Here is a 17,319-nt window from a genome sequence, read left to right as displayed (position 1 = left end):
GTCGGGCTTCATCGCTATCAGCGTGCCGCCGGCCGTCACCCAGTTCGTGAGCATGGTCACGTCGGAGGCTTGCAGGGCCATCTGGCCGAGCACAATCACGTCGTAGCTGCTGAGCTGGCCGGTGTTGGCGCGTACTTCGGAGATGTCTTTCGCGGCAAACTCATTGAGGCCTTCGGCCCGCAGTATCTCCACGGGGTAGCGGCTGAAGGGGTTGCCCGAGGAGCTGATGACCAGGATGGGACCGCCGGGGCCTTCGTTGGGCGAAGGCAGAGGAGCCGGTGGGGGCGGGGGTACCCTGCGTGGTAAAGCTGGCGGTGTAGTTGGCGGCCAGGGCATTGCCCGCCATGTCTTTGATGCGGGGGTCGGTGCTGCCTCCTTTTACCGAGATGGTGTAAGGCGTGGTGTAGCTCAACGAGGCCGCCGGGTCGAGCGTAGCCGTGCGGCTATTGGCGTCGTAGCTCACGCTGGCGGGTACCGGCGAGCCGCTGCTCAACAGCTGCACCGTAGTGCCCGACACAGTGGCCGGGTCGAGGGCCTCGTCGAACGTGACGGTGACGTTGGCTCCGATTACGGCGCCCGTGGCGTTGTTGGCCGGCGTGGTCGAAACCACCGTGGGCGGGTTCGTGTCCGGGCCCACGGCGGTGTTAAACACCGCGTCGACATAGTAATTGCTCGACTGGAAACTCTGGGTGGGGAAGGCAGGCGTGGTCGCGTAGGAGTACACGCCGTTGGGCCCGTCTTCGCCAGTGGCCAGCCCGCGCAGCGGCCCGTTCACGACGGCTTGGGCAAAGCCCGTGTTCTCGGCCGAGTAATAGCCGGCGCTGCTGTGGTAGGAAATGATGTAAGTGATGCCGGCCGTGATGGCCACGGGGTTGGCAAACGGGACTTGCTGCCACCCGGAGGCAGTCTCGTTGGTGAAAGTGGATTGGGCCAACAGCGTGCCGGTGCTGCTGTACAGCTGCCCGATGTGGGTGCCGGTGTTGCCCGTCTGCTTGTAAAACCGCGCCCCGGTGATGTAGCCATTGGAGGTGGCCCGGAATTTCATGCCCAGCTGAATGGCCTGGTTGCCGTCGTTTAGCAGAGAGCCGGTAGCAGCGACGGTGGGCTGAAACACGGTGCAGGGGCAGGCGCCCGTGTTGGTGCCCGACGTGGAAATCGTGACGTTCACGGCCACGGGGGCGCTCAGGTTGCCCGAGTCGTCGAAGGCGCGGCTTTGGATGGTGGCCGGGCCCTGGGCCGAGGGCGTCCAGGAGTAGGTCCAGCCTGGTGGTCCCGGTGGCCCGCTGCCGCCTGGTGCCGCCGTCGGTGGATACTTCCACGCCGGCTACCACGTTGGCATCGGTGGCTGTGCCCGCAATGGTAGTGGCCTGGCCGCTGGCCAGCGTGGCGCCGGCCGTGGGAGCCGTGATGGCCACTGCGGGCGCTTGCGTGTCCGACGAGGCCGTGGCGGCCACCAGGCCCGCTTCCAGCTTGCCGGGCTGCACGCCCATGTCGGCAAAGAGGTTCACGGTGGCCTGCTTCATGGCCGGGGTGGGGGCGGCGCTGCCGCGGTCGTGGTTGCTGTCGAGGCCCCAGGACCATTGCACCGTGCCGGCCCCAAACACCAAGGCCCCGCTACTGTGCTTGTAGAGGGAGAGGTGGTGGGTTTGGCCCGCCAATGAGGTTTGCGAAAGCAGCATGCGGCCCGCCGGGTAAGATTTCCGGTAGGCTTCCTGCTCGTGGTTCCATTCGTAGCCCAGCGTGCCGTAGGTGAAGGTGGCAGAGGCCACGTTGGTATTGCGCCAGAAGCGCAGATTCTGATAGTTTCCGGGAACGGCAAGGGTGCCCGTGGCATCGGTCCAGCTGATTTGGCCGCTCAATTCATTCTCGGGCCTGCAGCCATCGGCAGCCGTAAAGTTGCAGCCGGAGCGCCAGAGGCCCGTCCATTCGGTGCTGCTGGGGTCGCACTTGCCGCCGCAGGTGTTTTCGCCCTCGTTGCCTTCCTTGTAGCACACCATGGTGCGGTAGCCGTTTTCCCAGCGGGTTTTCCAGTAGATTTCGTTGCCGCTGAAAAAGGCCAGGTGCTTGCCGGCATTGCGGGCGGCGGTCACGTTGGCGCGCTGCCCGGCCGACCAGTATTCGTCGTGGCCCACCGACATAAACACCTTGTGGGTGGTGAGCAGGCTGCCGCGCCGGTCCGTGTCGACGTCGGTGCTGTAGCTCACGTCGTAGCCGTTGGCTTCGAGCCAGCGAATCATGGGGTACTCGGCGTTGAAAATCCAGTCCTCAGATGCCGTGCCGCCGCCACCGCCGTTGCGCGTGATGAAAGGGCGGTTGTAGCTCACCTTCGAGGCCTTGCCCCCGGCGCCGGTGTAGAGGCTCTTGCCGTTGTCCTTGTCGCCGTACACGTTGTAGGCCTGCCAGGTGGCATCCGAGGTTTGAAAGAGCAGGTCGGAGTTGCCGGCATCGTCCCGCACGACGAACACGATGTGGCTCGAGCCCTGGGTATCGGTACGGGTCAGCTTGGCGATGTACACGCCGGAAACGGCATCGGCGGGAATGGCCCAGGTGGCCGACTCCGCCCAGTTGCCGCAGTCGAGCAGGCCGGTGGTCGCATCCATAACGCAGTCGCCTTGGGTCTGTGGCAGCGTGGCCGAAACGGTGCCCGTGCCTTGCAGGCGGGCCCCGTTGCCGCTGTAGTAGCCCAAACGGTAAATCTTGACGGTATAGGCCCGCGCATCGGTCTTGATTTTGAAGCGCGCCGTCTCGCCTTTGTTGTAGCTGATGTCTGTGGCAAAGCCCTGAATCGTCAAATCGCCGGCGCCCGAAATCTGCCATTCCGTTTCGGGGTTGCCAGTCTTGGCATTCTCGGTCACGATGGCGTTTTGGGCCCAACTACTCGACCATACGAGGCTGAGAAGCAGGGTAAAGAAGAATCCGAAAAGGTGCGGATTAACGCTAGAAGGAAGCCGTGGAGTAAGTTTTTGACCGAAGTAGCGTTGGAATTGTTGTATGAAAATGGTGAACCGAAAGGCTGGAAACCCTTCGCAGGTTGCGGGCGACTCTAAAGTTGTTTCCATGATAAAACAGGTTAGATGGCATAATAGGTAAGCTGTACAATAAGAAATTCAACTGCCTTGATATGAGTGATTTGTTTGTGAGGTTATAAGTGGCTGGTTGTACAAGTCCGTTTGTATAGGGCACAAGGGGGTCTGCTACCCTAAAAGGATAGGTATGCAAGTGCCCAGGCGGAGGCATAAAGGGGAAGGGAGAGGCTTAGGACGATGAGAATCGGTACGATTCGCGGCCTAGCTCAAAAACAGAGTAATGCGGTGCTCCCTGCGTATTTAAATAAGACCTTAATCACTGTTTGTAATCACGTTTTATTATAGTTGAGCTATGTTGTTTGTATTGTGAAATTATAAATGAAAAATGGAAAGGCAATATTGATGGGTTAAATATATTTTAAATATTTCTCATTTTTGTTACAAATTTCACTGGTGATGCTGAGCTTAATGCATCCGCTTTAATTTATATGCTAATCCTAATGATTTATGTTAAAAGGGGTTTTTAATAAATTCGCAATATGCAATTGGTCAGGTTTTTATAATGACTAATTGCTGAGAATCCATTTTTGCCCTGACAGATATGCTATAAAATCGTGACGAGTAAGAGGAATGAATAACGGATATGAAATAAATTTTTTAATAGTTGAGCTAAGAAAAATGAAAATAATCCCAGCCGTAAGCAAATTGCATCTTACTAATACCGGCGGTGCATACTGCTTCGCTTGAATTTCCAGTCCAGTCAAGCACATGCGTAGTGTTGCTTTATCCGGAAGTGCTGGAAGCGGCGGACAATGCGCTAAAACATGGCGGGCACCATTGGCGGGCTGGCTTAAGTTGAGCTAAACTAACCCGGTGAGGGCAGGGGACCGAAACGGTACGGCTTGTCATCGTATTTCGCTTAAAGTGCGTAGGAACATTTGCCAACTCAGCGGTTATCTAACCCATGAAATTGAAGAGCCTTCTGGCGGCGCAGGAATTCCTTTCCCATTATCCGTTCCTTCATGCAAACACAAACCATCGTTTTGGCCAGCCGGCCGAAAGGCAAGCCCACTGCTGCTCAGTTCCGCTTCGAAACCCACGAATTGCCCCAGCTCCAGGCCGGGCAGGTGCTGCTCAAGACGCTGTATGTTTCCGTCGACCCGTACATGCGGGGGCGCATGAACGCTGGCAAGTCGTATGTGCCGCCGTTTGAAGTAGGCGAGCCCATTAGCGGCGGCGTGGTGGCCGAAGTGGTGGAAAGCCGCTTCGACTCGCTGCCGGTGGGCAGCGTGGTGGTGGGCAACCTGCCCTGGCAGGAATTCAGCCTCTCGAACGGTCAGGGGCTCAGCGCTATACCCAAGGGGCCGGCGCCCATCAGCTATTTCCTGGGCTTGCTGGGTATGCCGGGCCTCACCGCCTACTTTGGCTTGCTCGACATCTGCCAGCCCAAGGCCGGCGAAACGGTGGTGGTGTCCGGGGCCGCCGGGGCCGTGGGCATGGTGGTGGGCCAGGCTGGCCAAAATCCAGGGGTGCCGCGTCATCGGCACGGCGGGCTCCGACGACAAGGTGGACTACCTGAAAAAGCTGGGCTTCGATGAAGCCATCAATTACAAAACCACGCCGGATATCGACCAAGCCATCGCGGCGGCGGCGCCTCAGGGCATCGACTGCTACTTTGATAACGTGGGCGGGCCCATCACCGACGCCGTGTACAACCACCTGAACAAGCACGCACGCATTGCCATTTGCGGCCAGATTTCCATGTACAACGCCACCGCGGTGCCGGTGGGGCCGCGCCCCGAGTCCAAGCTGCTCACCACCAGCTCCCTGATGAAAGGCTTTATCGTGAGCGACTATTTGCCACGCTGGCCCGAAGGCGTGCAGCAGCTCGGCGAATGGTACAGGCAGGGCAAGCTGCAGTTTGAAGAAACCATCACCGAAGGCTTCGACCAGATTCCGGCCGCGTTCCTGGGCTTGTTCGAAGGCGACAACACGGGCAAAGCCGTCGTAAAGGTGGCTGAGCTAGCCGCTGCTTAACACCCGACAGACCCACACCTTTCCCCAATACTTTCACCCTTTTACTGAAGATTATGAACATCCTGATGGTGCTGACCTCGCACGACCAACTCGGCAACACCGGCAAGAAAACCGGCTTCTGGCTGGAAGAATTTGCCGCGCCGTACTACGTATTCAAAGACGCCGGCGCCACGCTGACCCTGGCGTCGCCCCAGGGAGGCCAGCCGCCCCTCGACCCCAAAAGCGACGACCCCAGCGCCCAGACCGAAGCCACCGAACGCTTCAAAAAAGACCCCGAAGCCCAACGCGCCCTGGCCAACACCGTGCTGCTGGCCAGCGTATCGGCCCAGCAGTTCGACGCCGTATTCTACCCCGGCGGCCACGGCCCCCTCTGGGACCTAGCCGAGGACCGGAAGTCGATTGAGCTGATTGAAACCATGTACGCCGCCGGCAAGCCCGTGGCCCTGGTGTGCCACGCGCCCGGCGCCCTGCGCCACACGAAAGGCGCCGACGGCACCCCGCTGGTGCGCGGCAAAAAGGTGGCTGGCTTCACCAACACCGAAGAAGAGGCCGTGCAGCTCACCAACGTGGTGCCCTTCTTGGTGGAAGACATGCTGAAGGAAAACGGCGGCACGTACTCTAAAGGGGCCGACTGGCAGCCTTACGTACTCCGCGACGGCCACCTCATTACCGGCCAGAACCCGGCTTCCTCAGAACCCGCCGCCAAAGAGCTGCTGAAGCTCCTGGCCGAGTAAGCTCCGCCACTGCCACCCACTGCCACAGTCGCTCCATGCTACATGGAGCGACTGTGGCAGTGTTGGTTATAGCCATTTCTGGTGCATACGGGTTCTTGAGCCCTGGCAGGCATGTGGGCTGCTTCTACTGGCAGGTTCTGGCTCAACCTGTTCACCCGCGCCTTTTGTGCTGCGTAAATAACTTGCTGCCTTGAGCTGCGGTTGCCGCCTCCGCTCGTCGTCTTATTCCCGTCCTGTATGCCGTTCCTGCAGGTATTGCCCGACCAACAGACCGTCCCCATCGCACCCGGACAATCGATTTTGCAAGCCAACTTAATCGCAGGCATTCCGCACGTGCACGCCTGCGGCGGGCAGGCCCGGTGCTCCACGTGCCGGGTGGTGGTGCTGCAGGGCCTGGAGAACTGCCTGCCAAGGAACGCCGCCGAGCAGGAGCTGGCCGATAAGCTGAACCTGCCGGCCGAAGTTCGCCTGGCCTGCCAGACCTGTGTGCAGGGAGATGTGGCCCTGCGCCGGCCCATAGTCGATGCGCTGGACCTGGCCATGGCGCGCCAGGAAGTAGAGGCGCCCGGCCAGCGCCTGGGAGAAGCAGGCTGGCCATTCTCTTCACCGACATCGAAAACTACACGCCATTCGCCGAGGCGCTGCCGCCCTACGACATCATCCACGTCCTGAACCGCTACTTCCGCCTCATGAACGAGGCCATTTCCGAGCACCACGGCTACCTCGTCGACTACGTGGGCGATGGCATTCTGGTGATATTTGGGCTGGAGCGCCCAAACGAGGCCGTGGCCGACGCCCTAGCGGCCGTGCAGGCCATGTATCGGGCCCTGGACCGGCTCAATCCCTACCTGCAGCAGATGTACCAGCGCACCTTTCGCGTGCGCGCCGGGCTGCACTATGGGCCGGTGGTAGTCGGCCACGTCGGGGAGGGACCCTCGCGCAAGCTGGCCGCCATCGGCGACAACGTGAACATGGCCAGCCGCATCGAGAGCGCCAACAAGGAGCTGGGCACGCAGTTTCTGGTATCCGAGGCCGTGGTGCAGGCCGCCGGCCCCGATTTGTTCGTCCACCGCAGTTGCGCTCGCACGCTCAAGGGCAAGTCCGGAAAGTATCAGCTCTATGAAGTAATGATGCCCCTGGACGTGGCCACGGCCTTGCCCCGGTAACGGCTGTTTCTCTCAAAGTCCTTCATTTCATGTTACGCCACGCTGGCTGTGCCAATGGCCGCCATTGTTTCACCAGGGAACCGCAAAAGGCCCCTGAATTTTCCGCCGAAGGAGCTTTTCAAGCCAGCTGGGTGTAGTGGGAATGGGAGAATTGCAGCTCTCGCAAGCGTCCCGCAGTATTCCCTGCATCTTTCGTTCGCGCTTTTTCGATGCGACTTCTATTTGTTTGGTTTGTGCTGCTAGCAGGCTGTGGGCCGGCCGATGCGCCCGTTTCCGCACCTCCCGTCGCTCGGGTACAGCCGGTTCTCAGTTCCCCGGCCACGGGGTTTGACCTGCCGGCCCTGGCCGAACACCCCATCGATGAGGTGGTGGCCACCTTGCGACCGTTCCTGACCAAGGACACGGAGCCGACGCCGGCTGACGTGCGCGCCGGCGTGGTGGAGTGGGCCAAGCAGTTTCGGCGCGACACCCTCACGCTGCGGGTCACCTACGACGTGCATACCCGCCAGGTCCTGGACTTTTTCCTAGCCTCCACCAACGGGCCCATTCCCGACTACGGCCCCTTGCTGGCGCTGGGCCACGTGCCGGCCCGCGACCCGCGCTGGCACATCGAGCCCTTGCCCTGCCGGGCCGCCCAGGCCTGTACCTGGGCGTGCACGTGGCCCGGGACTAGCCCCCGTCCGCGGCAATTCTTTTCAGCCAACTTCTTCGTGTAACACCGGGATGTGGGAGAGAGGCGACTTGCTTACAACCTGTGTGTTAGGTAGAGCAGTAGGTAAACTACCGGTTGTTCATAAGACGGAAAGAGGCCATGATATTGGCTCAACCGAACAGGATTTCCTATTAAGTCCGGTTTATGTCAAGCCGCTGAAGCATCATCGTTTCTCCCACCGCTCGGTAAACTCCTGCCTGCTGCAATACATCCACAATTTGGAAACCGGATTGACAATGACCACTTCGGCCGGACGCTCGTCTTCGGCGGCCGTCGTGCCCAACTCGAGTTCGTACGCTTGGCCATGGCGGAACCCGGCGTAGCCATCCATGCCGCGAAATGTGTACTTCTTTTTCTGAAATTCCATACGGCAAAGGTAAGGAAGCTGTCGAGCCCGTTTTGCCCGCCATTTCAATGCAGGAGGACTTTAGGGTGTTAGGGATGGGAGTGCATTTCATCAGGTAGATGCGAGCACGGCGAACCGGCAAAGCAACCACGGCAGTGTATAGTCCCATTGTGTGGTGGTATATTTTCCGGGCTGGAATTTCGCACAACGTTATGGGACAAAGCCTCCACGGCAGCGCCCATACAACTCAGGCAATACGGACCGCTATCCAACGTAGTCAGGAAAGCTTAAAAGCGGTAGCCGCCCGCCACGGCATCAACCCGAGAACCGTGGCCAAGTGGCGCAAACGCGCCACCGTAACCGATGCGCCGATGGGGCCGGTGCCGTCCTCGACGGTGCTCACGGCCGAAGAGGAGGCCATTGCCGTGGCCTTCCGTCGGCACACGCTGCTGCCGCTCGATGATTGCCTCTACGCACTGCAAGCCACCATTCCGCGCCTCTCCCGCTCGGCGCTGCACCGCTTTTTTCAGCACCACGGCATCAGCCGCCTGCCCTGGGCGAGGACGGGCAAAGCCCGCTGAAAAATAAGTTCAAGGAATACCCCATCGGTTACCTGCACGTCGACTTTGCCGAAGTCCAGACCGAAGAAGGCTGGCAATACTTATTTGCGGCCATTGACCGCACCAGTAAAGTGGCCTTCGCTGAGCTCCAGCCGCGGGCCACACGCATGGCCGCCGGCGATTTTCTGCGGCGGGTGCTGGTGAAATTGCCCTACGCAGCCCACCCCGTGCTGACAGACAACGGAGTCCAATTCACGCCCTAGGCGCACGAGTTGCTCCTCGGCGGGCACAGTTTTGACCGCGTCTGTCGCGAGTACGGCCTGGAGCACCGCCTGACCAAACCGGCCCATCCCTGGACCAACGGCCAGGTCGAACGCATGAACCGCACGATTAAAGAAGCCACCTTCCAACGCTACCATTACCAAACGACACACTGAACGAGCACCTGCAAGCCCTTCTCTTGGCCTACAACCACGCCAAATGCCTCAAAACTCTACGCGGGCTTACCCCGCACGAATTTATCTGCGCCCAGTGGCAAAAGACTCCCGCTATCTTTACTCGAGACCCAACCCACCACACGCTGGGACTATACACCTAGGGTAAGCTGTGACGGCAGCCGCAGAAAAGACGGGTTGTACCGTGTCCTTGCTGGGCAGCGCGGTTTTACCGGTGAGGAAAGCATCTACCTGGCGGGCGGCCTCGCGGCCCTCCGAGATGGCCCACACCACCAGCGACTGGCCCCGCCGCATGTCGCCGGCCACAAACACGTGGGGCTGATTGGTTTGGTAGCTCAACTCGGGGGCGCGCACGTTGCCGCGCTCATCCAGCTCAACTCCCAGCGAAGCCAGCCCCTCGATGCGGGGCCCGCGGAAACCCAGGGCCAGCAGCACGCGCTGGCAGGGAATTTCGCGGTCCGAATCGGTCACTTCCTCGAAGCGGATGCGGCGGCCCAGCACGTCGGTTTCCCAGGTCACGTCGCTCACGAGCAGGGCGCGGAGCTGGCCGGCCTCATCGCCCAGAAAGGCCTTGGTGTTGATGCCCCAGTAGCGGTGGCAACCTTCCTCGTGCGAGGTGCTGCTGCGGAAAATGTGGGGCTCCTGGGGCCAGGGCGTGTGGGCGGGGCGCTCGGTGCCGGGCTGGTGCATAAGGGCAAACTGAGTGATGGACCGGGCCCGCTGGCGGTTGGCGGTGCCCACGCAGTCGGAGCCGGTGTCGCCGCTGCCAATCACGACCACGTCCTGATTCTCCACCCAAATGGCCTCGTCGGTCAGCGGCAGCTGGCTCACGCGGCGGTTGTGCTGGGTGAGGTAGTCCATGGCGAAGTGAATGCCGGCCAGGCTCGCGGCCGGGAATGTGCAGGTCGCGCGGCACGCTGGCCCCGCCGGCCAGCACCACGGCGTCGAAAGTGCGCGTCAGCTCCTCGGACGGCAGGTCGCGGCCGATTTCGGTGTTGCAGCGAAACACCACGCCGTCGGCTTCGAGCAGGCTCGATGCGGCGGTCAATCACCCATTTTTCCAGCTTGAAATCGGGGATGCCGTAGCGCAGCAGGCCCCGGGCCGGTCGTCGCGCTCAAACACCGTGACCGAGTGCCCCGCCTGGGTAAGTTGAGCCGCTGCGGCCAGCCCCGCCGGACCGGAGCCCACCACGGCCACCGTCCGGCCCGACTTGAGCACCGGGGCGGTGGGCTGCACGTAGCCCTTGGCAAAGGCGATTTCGATGATGTGCTTCTCGATTTCCTCGATGGCCACCGGGTTGCTGTGGATGCTGAGTACGCAGGCCGATTCGCAGGGCGCGGGGCAGATGCGGCCGGTGAACTCGGGGAAGTTGTTGGTGGCCGACAGAATCTGGTAGGCCGCGGCCCAATCCTGGGCGTGCACCGCCTCATTAAACTCCGGGATGATGTTGCCCAACGGGCAGCCCGCGTGGCAAAACGGAATGCCGCAGTCCATGCAGCGGGCCGCCTGCTGCGTCAACTGGCCTTCCGGGTACAGGCTTACGAATTCACGGTTGTGCGCGATGCGCTCCTGCGGCGGCGCCTTGGGCGGCAGCTCGCGGGTGTATTGTTTGAAACCGGTGGGGTTAGCCATAATAGATTCTAATTCAGGCCGTCATGCAGAGCGCAGCGAACCGCAGGTCGGCGTAGTCAAGCATCTTTACCTCGGTAGTAATCATTGCTACCACAACGAAGCGGGTAAGATGCTGCGCTGCGCTCTGCATGACGTTGTTATTATTTTTTGTTCAATTTCTACCGCACCTCCGCGTACTGCGCCTGTTGCAGCACCTTCTTGTACTCGCTGGGAAACACCTTCACAAACCGACCGGCTTCTTCCGCCCAATTGGCCAGCAGGTAGGTGGCGACCTGGCTGCCGGTGAGGTGCACGTGCTTACGGAGCAGCGCCTGAATCTGGTCCTCGTCGTCGGCTTCGAGGGGGTCGAGCTCCACCATTTCCGGGTTGCAGTTGGCCGGGAAGGTGCCGTTGGGGTCGTACACCCAGGCAATGCCGCCGCTCATGCCGGCCGCGAAGTTGCGGCCCGTCTGGCCAAGGATGAGGGCGCGGCCGCCCGTCATGTATTCGCAGCCGTGGTCGCCCACGCCTTCGACTACCGCCGTGGCGCCGGAGTTGCGCACGGCAAACCGCTCGCCGGCCTGCCCGCGCACAAATAGCTCGCCGGAAGTGGCCCCGTAGAGCGCCACGTTGCCGATGATGATGTTCTGCTCCGGCACAAACCGGGCCTCCGCCGACGGGAAAATGGCCAGCTGAGCCCCGCTGAGGCCTTTGCCCACGTAGTCGTTGGCCTCGCCTTCCAGGGAAAACGACAGGCCCTTCACGCTGAACGCGCCGAAGCTTTGGCCTGCCGAGCCGTGGAAGCGGTAGTTGATGGTGTCATCGGGCAGGCCCGCGGCGTGGTAGCGCTTGGTTATCTCATTGGAAAGCAGCGTGCCAATGGTGCGGTCGGTGTTGTGCACTTCGAAGGAGGCGAAAACCGGAATCCGCTCGTGCAGCGCCGGCTGGGCGTGTTCGAGCAGCTGCCAGTCCAGAATATTATCCAAGCCGTGGTCCTGGGCTTCGCTGTGGTAGAGCGTGCCGCCGGAGACATTGGCGGCCGGGTGCAGAATGCCGGAAAGGTCCAGGTGGCGGGCCTTCCAGTGGCTGAGGTTCTCGCGCACCTTCAGGAATTCGGGCCGGCCCACCATCTCGTTGATGGTGCGGAAGCCCAGCTCGGCCATGATTTCGCGCAGCTCCTCGGCCAGGAAGCGGAACAGGTTGACGATGTGCTCGGGCTGGCCGGTGAAGAGCTTACGCAGCTCGGGGTCCTGGGTGGCCACGCCCACGGGGCAGGTGTTGAGGTGGCATTTGCGCATCATCACGCAGCCGCTAGCCACCAGCGCGGCGGTGGCCACGCCCCATTCCTCGGCGCCCAGTAGGGCGGCTACGGCCAGGTCGCGGCCGGTCTTGAGCTGGCCGTCGGCTTGCAGCACCACGCGGCTGCGGAGCTGGTTGCGCACCAGCGTCTGGTGGGCTTCGGCTAGGCCCAGCTCCCAGGGCAGGCCGGCGTGCTTGATGGAGCTCAGGGTGAGGCGCCGGTGCCGCCGTCGTAGCCGGCAATGAGGATGACGTCGGCGTGGGCCTTGGCCACGCCCGCCGCGATGGTGCCCACGCCCGCCTTCGATACCAGCTTCACGTTGATGCGGGCGTCGCGGTTGGCGTTTTTCAAATCGAAGATGAGCTGGGCCAGGTCTTCGATGGAGTAGATGTCGTGGTGGGGCGGGGGCGAAATCAGCCCCACGCCGGGCGTGGCGTGGCGCACCTTGGCAATCCAGGCGTCCACTTTGTGGCCGGGCAGGCTGGCCGCCCTCGCCGGGCTTGGCGCCCTGGGCCATCTTGATTTGCAGCTCGTCGGCGTTGGTGAGGTAGTGGGCCGTGACGCCGAAGCGGGCCGACGCCACCTGCTTGATGGCCGAGCGCATGGAGTCGCCGTTGGGCAGGCGCTCGTAGCGCATGGGGTCTTCGCCGCCCTCGCCGGTGTTGCTCTTGCCGCCGATGCGGTTCATGGCAATGGCCAGGGTGCTGTGCGCCTCGTGCGAAATCGAGCCAAACGACATGGCGCCGGTGGCAAAGCGCTTCATGATTTCGGTGGCCGGCTCCACTTCGTCCAGCGCAATGGCCTCGCGGTGGTGGGCAAAGTCGAGCAGGCCGCGCAGCGTGAACAGGCGCTCGGGCTGCTCGTTTACCAGGCGGGCATAGCGCTGGTAGGTGGCGTAGTTGTTGGTGCGGGTGGCCAGCTGCAGCAGGTGCACCGTTTCGGGGTTGAACAGGTGTGCCTCGCCCCGGCGCCGCCAGTGGTAGAGGCCACCGTCGGGCAGCAGGCTCTGCTCTTCGGGCGTGGTGCTTTTAAAGCCCTGGAAGTGCTTATAGAGCGTTTCGCGCGCTATTTCGTCTAGCCCCAGCCCGCCTATTCTCGTCACGGCGCCGCAGAAATAGGCGTCCACCACGTGCTGGTTTAGCCCCAAAATCTCGAATACCTGCGCGCCGTGGTAAGACTGCAGGGTGGAGATGCCCATCTTCGAGAAAATCTTCAGCAGCCCATCGCACACCGCCTTGATGTAGTTGTAGGTCAGCTGCGGGGCGTCCTGGGCGGTGGCAAATTTGCCGGCCTCGTGCATGGTCCGGATGGTGGCCAGCGCCAGGTAGGGGTTGATGGCCGTGGCCCCGAACGAAAGCAGGCAGGCAAAGTGGTGCACTTCCCACACGTCGCCGGCTTCCACCACGAGGCCCACCGAACCGCGGTAGCCCAACTTGATAAGGTGGTGGTGCACGGCCGACACCGCCAGCAAGGAGGGGATGGGGGCGTGCTCGGAATCCACAGCCCGGTCCGAGAGGATGAGCACCTCAAACCCGTCGTGCACCGCGTCTTCGGCGTAGCGGCAGAGCCGGGCCAGGCCGTTTTCGAGCGAGCCCGGCCGGCCATCGGCCCGGAAATAGGTTTGCAGCGTCTTGGCGTTGAACATGCCCGTGTCGATGCTGCGCAGCTTTTCCAGCTCGTGGTTGCTCAGGATGGGCTGGCGCAGGGCCACGCAGTGGCAGTGGTGCTTGTCCTCGTCGAGGATGTTGCCGTTGTTGCCCAAGAAGGTGGCCAGGCTCATCACCAGCCGCTCCCGGATGGGGTCGATGGGCGGGTTGGTGACTTGGGCAAAAAACTGCTTGAAGTAGCTGCTCAGGTGCTGCGGCTGGTCGGAGAGCACGGCCAGGGGCACGTCGACGCCCATCGAGCCAATGGGCTCCTTGCCCTCCAACGCCATGGGCGTGATGAGGGCGGCAATGTCTTCGCGGGTGTAGCCGAACACCTGGTGGTACTTAAACACCGAGTCGGCGGCCAAGTCGGTGAACACTTGGCGAGGCTCGGGCAGCTCCTCCAGCCGTATCTGGTACTCGTTGAGCCAGGCGCCGTAGGGCTGCTGGGCGGCGGCCTGGGCTTTCAGCTCTTCATCGGTGATGATGCGGCCGGCCACGGTATCGACGAGCAGCATCTTGCCGGGCTGCAGGCGGCCTTTCTGCACCACGGTGCTTTGCGCAATGGGCAGCACGCCGGCCTCGGAGGCCACCAGCACGCGGCCGTCGCTGGTTTCCACGTAGCGCAGCGGGCGCAGGCCGTTGCGGTCCAGCATGGCCCCGATGAGGTGGCCATCGGTGAAAATGAGCGCCGCCGGCCCATCCCAGGGCTCCATAAACGTGGCGTGGAACTCATAGAATGCCTTTTTCAGCGGGTCCATCTGGGTGTTGCCGTCCCAGGCTTCGGGCACGAGCATCATCATCACGTGCGGCAGCGAGCGGCCCGAGTGCAGCAGGATTTCCACGATGTTGTCAAGGCAGGCCGAATCCGACTGGTTGCCGTCGATAACGGGCAGCAGCATGTCCATTTCCTCTCGGGAGAAGTAGGGCGACACGTAGTTGCGCAGGCCGGCGTAAAACCAGTTCAGGTTGCCGCGCAGCGTGTTGATTTCGCCGTTGTGGGCCAGCAGCCGGAAGGGTTGAGCCAGCTTCCAGCTCGGGAAGGTGTTGGTCGAAAACCGGGAGTGCACCATGCCAAAGGCCGAGGTCACCCGCTCGTCGCTCAGGTCGGGGAAGTAGCCGCGCACCTGGTAGGTGGTCAGCTGGCCCTTGTACACGATGACTTTGCAGGAGAGCGAGGCAAAGTAAAAGTCGTCGGCTGCGGCGCCCAGGGCCTCCGTCACGGTCTTCTGAATGAGGCGGCGCAGCACGTAGAGCTTGCGCTCAAAGTCGTCGGGCTGCCCGATGCCGGCCGGCCGGCCCACAAATACCTGCTCTATGCCGGGCTCGGCGGCCAGCGCCGTGGGCCCGATGCCGGCCGGGTTTACGGGCACGGGGCGGTAGCCCAACACGGGCATGCCCAAGCGGGCGGCGGCCGCTTCAATGAGGGCGCGGTAGGGGGCCCGGGCGGCTTCGTCCTTGGGCAAAAACGCCATGCCCACGCCGTAGCAGCCCGGCTCGGGCAGGCGGATGTTGCGGGCAGTGCACTCTTCCAGGAAAAACCAGTGGGGTACTTGCAGCAGCAGGCCGGCTCCGTCGCCGGAGTCGGAATCGCAGCCGCAGGCGCCGCGGTGCTCCATATTTTCGAGCATGGTCAGCGCGTCGCTGATGGTCTGGTGCGTCTTGCGGCCGTTGAGGTAGGTGATGAAACCAGTCCCGCAGGCATCGTGCTCAAACTCGGGCCGGTACAGGCCGGGCGCCGTATCAGTGGATTGCATCGGGAGAAATAAAAGCTTGCGAAAAGACTCAGCGTTAGCCCGCCCCGATTAAGAAAAAGGGCGCGGCGCGTAGCTGGTGGCATTTGCAATTTCTTCCCTGACCCCGGCGGGCTAAATGTTATTCTGCCCGGGGATACTATTTCTGCGACGCGGAATTAAAAATTATATCATTGAAAGACAGCGTTTTGATAACCAACGGGCTACTATGTCCAATGGCCAGCAAAGCCGGCTTGCCCGTAGGTTTTCTTACTTCAAGAGCTCAAATTTGCGCTGCATGATTTCCTGCACGGGCCGGTTTTCAATCTTGCTTTCCAGCCAGGAAATGATGTCGAGGTACATGAAGGGGCGCCGCTCAAACGGGTTGGCGGCAATGGCGGTGAGCTGGTCTTTCAGCTGCGTGAAGGCGCCTTTCAGCTCCCGCGGGTTGGTGTCGCCGAGCGAGCGCAGGAACTTAAAAATGGCCACCTGCATCTGCTGCTGGTCGTTCATCTTGCCCAGGTAGCGGTACACCGACTTGATTTGGTAGTCCAGGCTTTCGTCGCGCCCGGCCTCGTAGTGCGCTATCAGGTTCAGGATGCGGGCAAAGCACTGGATGTCTTCGCGCAGGGCGCTGTCCTTGAACTGGATAATCTTGGTGAGGTACTCGATGGCCTTGTTGTACTCGCCGCTGCCGAAGTACAGGCTGGCAATTTTGTAGTAGAACACCATGAGGCGGTGCGGGTCGAGCCTGCTGCTGAAACTCGCCCAGCTTGGCCAGCAGGGGCGGCACAATGGCGAGGCCTTCGCGGAAGCGCCCTTCCATAAAAGACAGGTTGATGCGGTTGGTGTAGATGTACAAAAACAGCAGCATCTCGATGTTGGGGTTCGAGCGCCGGTCGGGGTTGTCGGCAAAGGCTTCGAGCCGGGCCAGTACCTGCTTGAACTTGCTGTAGTGCAGCAGGTTGTAGGTAGTGATGAGCAGGTTGTGCAGGCCCTTGAGGTAGAGCGTGGTTTGCTGCTCCCGGATGGTGGGGTTGTCCTCAAACAAATCGACCCACTTCTGGGCGTAGCGGTAGCAGGCCACGAAGTTTTGCGTGATGGTGTAGTACCACACGTGGGCCTGGTAGTAGTAGAGCCGCTCAAAAAAGTCGGCGTTGCGCATGTCCACGTTCGCCAGCGCGTCCTGGAAAAAGGCCGTCAGGCGCTCAAAATCGGCCTTGTTGCGGGCGTGCCCAATCTGGAGGTAAAACCCGTACATGCGCAGCGCCAGGTTGGAGAGCACGTGCTGCTGGCTCACGTGCCCCACCAGCGTGAGGGCCTCGTGCGAGAGCTCCTCGGCGCGGCCGCGGAGGCTGCGCGTGATGTACTGGGCCTCGATGAGCTTCTCAAAATCGAGGGCCTGCAGGGCAATGTGGCTCATGCCCACTTGCTGGGCGGCCACCTTCACGCGCTCGAGCATGCGCAGGCTTTGCTGGTAGAGGCCGCGGTTGTAGAGCACGCGGGCGTAGTCGAGCTGCTCGCGCAGCTGGATGTCGAGGTTTTGGCCGGCGTGGTACATGCGTAGGCTGGCCAGCAGCTGCCGGTAGAGGTTGGCCTTGAGGTTGGCCAGCTGCACTTTCTTGATGGCCGGCACCTGGGCCAGCACCCGCTCGTCGTCGTACTGCGCGGCGGCGTCCAGGGCATCGAAGAGCTGCAGAAACTTCAGGCCTTCGGTGGAGCCCTGCCGGTTGGCAAACAGCCGGAAGTGCCGCTTTTCCGAGCGGGTCAGGGACTTCACTAATTGAAAAACCGGGTCGTGGCTTTCGTTTGGCATTGTAATAGGCAATTATGCGACGCGCTAGTTATCAGGTGTTTGCGCGCGTAGAAATTCGCTTTAGAAATAGTAGGCCGTCTTAAAATAAATTTTCCGCCCCTGGCTGGCCCCGCTAAAATTGTGCTCAGTAGCAAGATACTATGCGGCAGCGCATGGCCTTTTGCATTCCCCGCGGG

The 17,319-nt window shown here is 61.7% G+C and carries 10 protein-coding genes and 5 pseudogenes; 7 read left to right on the top strand and 8 right to left on the bottom strand.

What is annotated here, in order from left to right:
• Positions 1-160 precede the first annotated feature (160 nt).
• The 3 genes and pseudogenes from ACFQT0_RS18220 to ACFQT0_RS18210 form a co-directional block, all read right to left on the bottom strand.
• On the bottom strand, positions 161-652 hold the full coding sequence (locus ACFQT0_RS18220) for an Ig-like domain-containing protein (protein ID WP_380206074.1): 492 nt from the start codon (positions 650-652) through the stop codon (positions 161-163).
• Between the two features lie 66 nt (positions 653-718).
• A pseudogene (locus ACFQT0_RS18215) lies at positions 719-1,045 on the bottom strand (DUF4082 domain-containing protein); the annotation flags it as partial.
• 229 nt (positions 1,046-1,274) lie between these two features.
• A pseudogene (locus ACFQT0_RS18210) lies at positions 1,275-3,059 on the bottom strand (N,N-dimethylformamidase beta subunit family domain-containing protein); the annotation flags it as partial.
• 989 nt (positions 3,060-4,048) lie between these two features.
• On the opposite strand from ACFQT0_RS18210, the gene ACFQT0_RS18205 reads away from it, so the two are divergent.
• The 6 genes from ACFQT0_RS18205 (at position 4,049) to ACFQT0_RS18180 (ending at position 7,679) form a co-directional block, all read left to right on the top strand.
• Positions 4,049-4,624, top strand: a complete 576-nt coding sequence (locus ACFQT0_RS18205) for a hypothetical protein (RefSeq protein WP_380204583.1) — start codon at positions 4,049-4,051, stop codon at positions 4,622-4,624.
• Positions 4,593-5,063 carry a zinc-binding dehydrogenase gene (locus ACFQT0_RS18200; protein ID WP_380204581.1) on the top strand — a complete coding sequence of 157 codons (471 nt, stop codon included), beginning with the start codon at positions 4,593-4,595 and terminating at the stop codon, positions 5,061-5,063. The genes ACFQT0_RS18205 and ACFQT0_RS18200 overlap by 32 nt, the downstream gene beginning before the upstream one ends.
• 53 nt (positions 5,064-5,116) lie before the next feature.
• A complete protein-coding gene (locus ACFQT0_RS18195; protein ID WP_380204579.1) occupies positions 5,117-5,797 on the top strand; it encodes a type 1 glutamine amidotransferase domain-containing protein in 681 nt (226 codons plus the stop codon).
• 237 nt (positions 5,798-6,034) lie between these two features.
• Positions 6,035-6,469 carry a 2Fe-2S iron-sulfur cluster-binding protein gene (locus tag ACFQT0_RS18190; protein ID WP_380204577.1) on the top strand — a complete coding sequence of 145 codons (435 nt, stop codon included), beginning with the start codon at positions 6,035-6,037 and terminating at the stop codon, positions 6,467-6,469.
• Entirely contained in the window at positions 6,388-6,963 is a 576-nt protein-coding gene (locus ACFQT0_RS18185) for an adenylate/guanylate cyclase domain-containing protein (RefSeq protein WP_380206073.1), read from the top strand. Before ACFQT0_RS18190 ends, ACFQT0_RS18185 begins: the two co-directional genes overlap by 82 nt.
• Before the next feature lie 209 nt (positions 6,964-7,172).
• Positions 7,173-7,679, top strand: a complete 507-nt coding sequence (locus ACFQT0_RS18180; RefSeq protein ID WP_380204576.1) for a hypothetical protein — start codon at positions 7,173-7,175, stop codon at positions 7,677-7,679.
• A 159-nt stretch (positions 7,680-7,838) separates the two neighbouring features.
• Here the strand turns inward: ACFQT0_RS18180 and ACFQT0_RS18175 are convergent, their stop codons facing one another.
• Positions 7,839-8,042 (bottom strand): hypothetical protein, encoded by a 204-nt coding sequence (locus ACFQT0_RS18175; protein ID WP_380204575.1) that lies wholly within the window; start codon positions 8,040-8,042, stop codon positions 7,839-7,841.
• Between the two features lie 191 nt (positions 8,043-8,233).
• Between ACFQT0_RS18175 and ACFQT0_RS18170 the strand changes: the two are divergent.
• Positions 8,234-9,179: pseudogene (locus tag ACFQT0_RS18170) on the top strand (IS481 family transposase).
• Here ACFQT0_RS18170 and ACFQT0_RS18165 read toward each other — a convergent pair.
• The 4 genes and pseudogenes from ACFQT0_RS18165 to ACFQT0_RS18150 form a co-directional block, all read right to left on the bottom strand.
• A pseudogene (locus tag ACFQT0_RS18165) lies at positions 9,136-10,669 on the bottom strand (glutamate synthase subunit beta). The pseudogenes ACFQT0_RS18170 and ACFQT0_RS18165 sit on opposite strands and share 44 nt — an antisense overlap.
• Before the next feature lie 158 nt (positions 10,670-10,827).
• Positions 10,828-15,351 (bottom strand): annotated as a pseudogene (gene gltB / locus ACFQT0_RS18160) (glutamate synthase large subunit).
• Positions 15,352-15,597: 246 nt separating this feature from the next.
• Positions 15,598-15,861 (bottom strand): hypothetical protein, encoded by a 264-nt coding sequence (locus tag ACFQT0_RS18155; protein WP_380204574.1) that lies wholly within the window; start codon positions 15,859-15,861, stop codon positions 15,598-15,600.
• Positions 15,803-17,143, bottom strand: a complete 1,341-nt coding sequence (locus ACFQT0_RS18150; protein WP_380204572.1) for a hypothetical protein — start codon at positions 17,141-17,143, stop codon at positions 15,803-15,805. Before ACFQT0_RS18150 ends, ACFQT0_RS18155 begins: the two co-directional genes overlap by 59 nt.
• Positions 17,144-17,319 lie beyond the last annotated feature (176 nt).

Source organism: Hymenobacter humi (genome assembly GCF_042665855.1).
Classification (GTDB): domain Bacteria; phylum Bacteroidota; class Bacteroidia; order Cytophagales; family Hymenobacteraceae; genus Hymenobacter; species Hymenobacter humi.
Note: the sequence above shows the minus strand (reverse complement) of the source record. Positions and strands in the feature narration are given on the sequence as shown.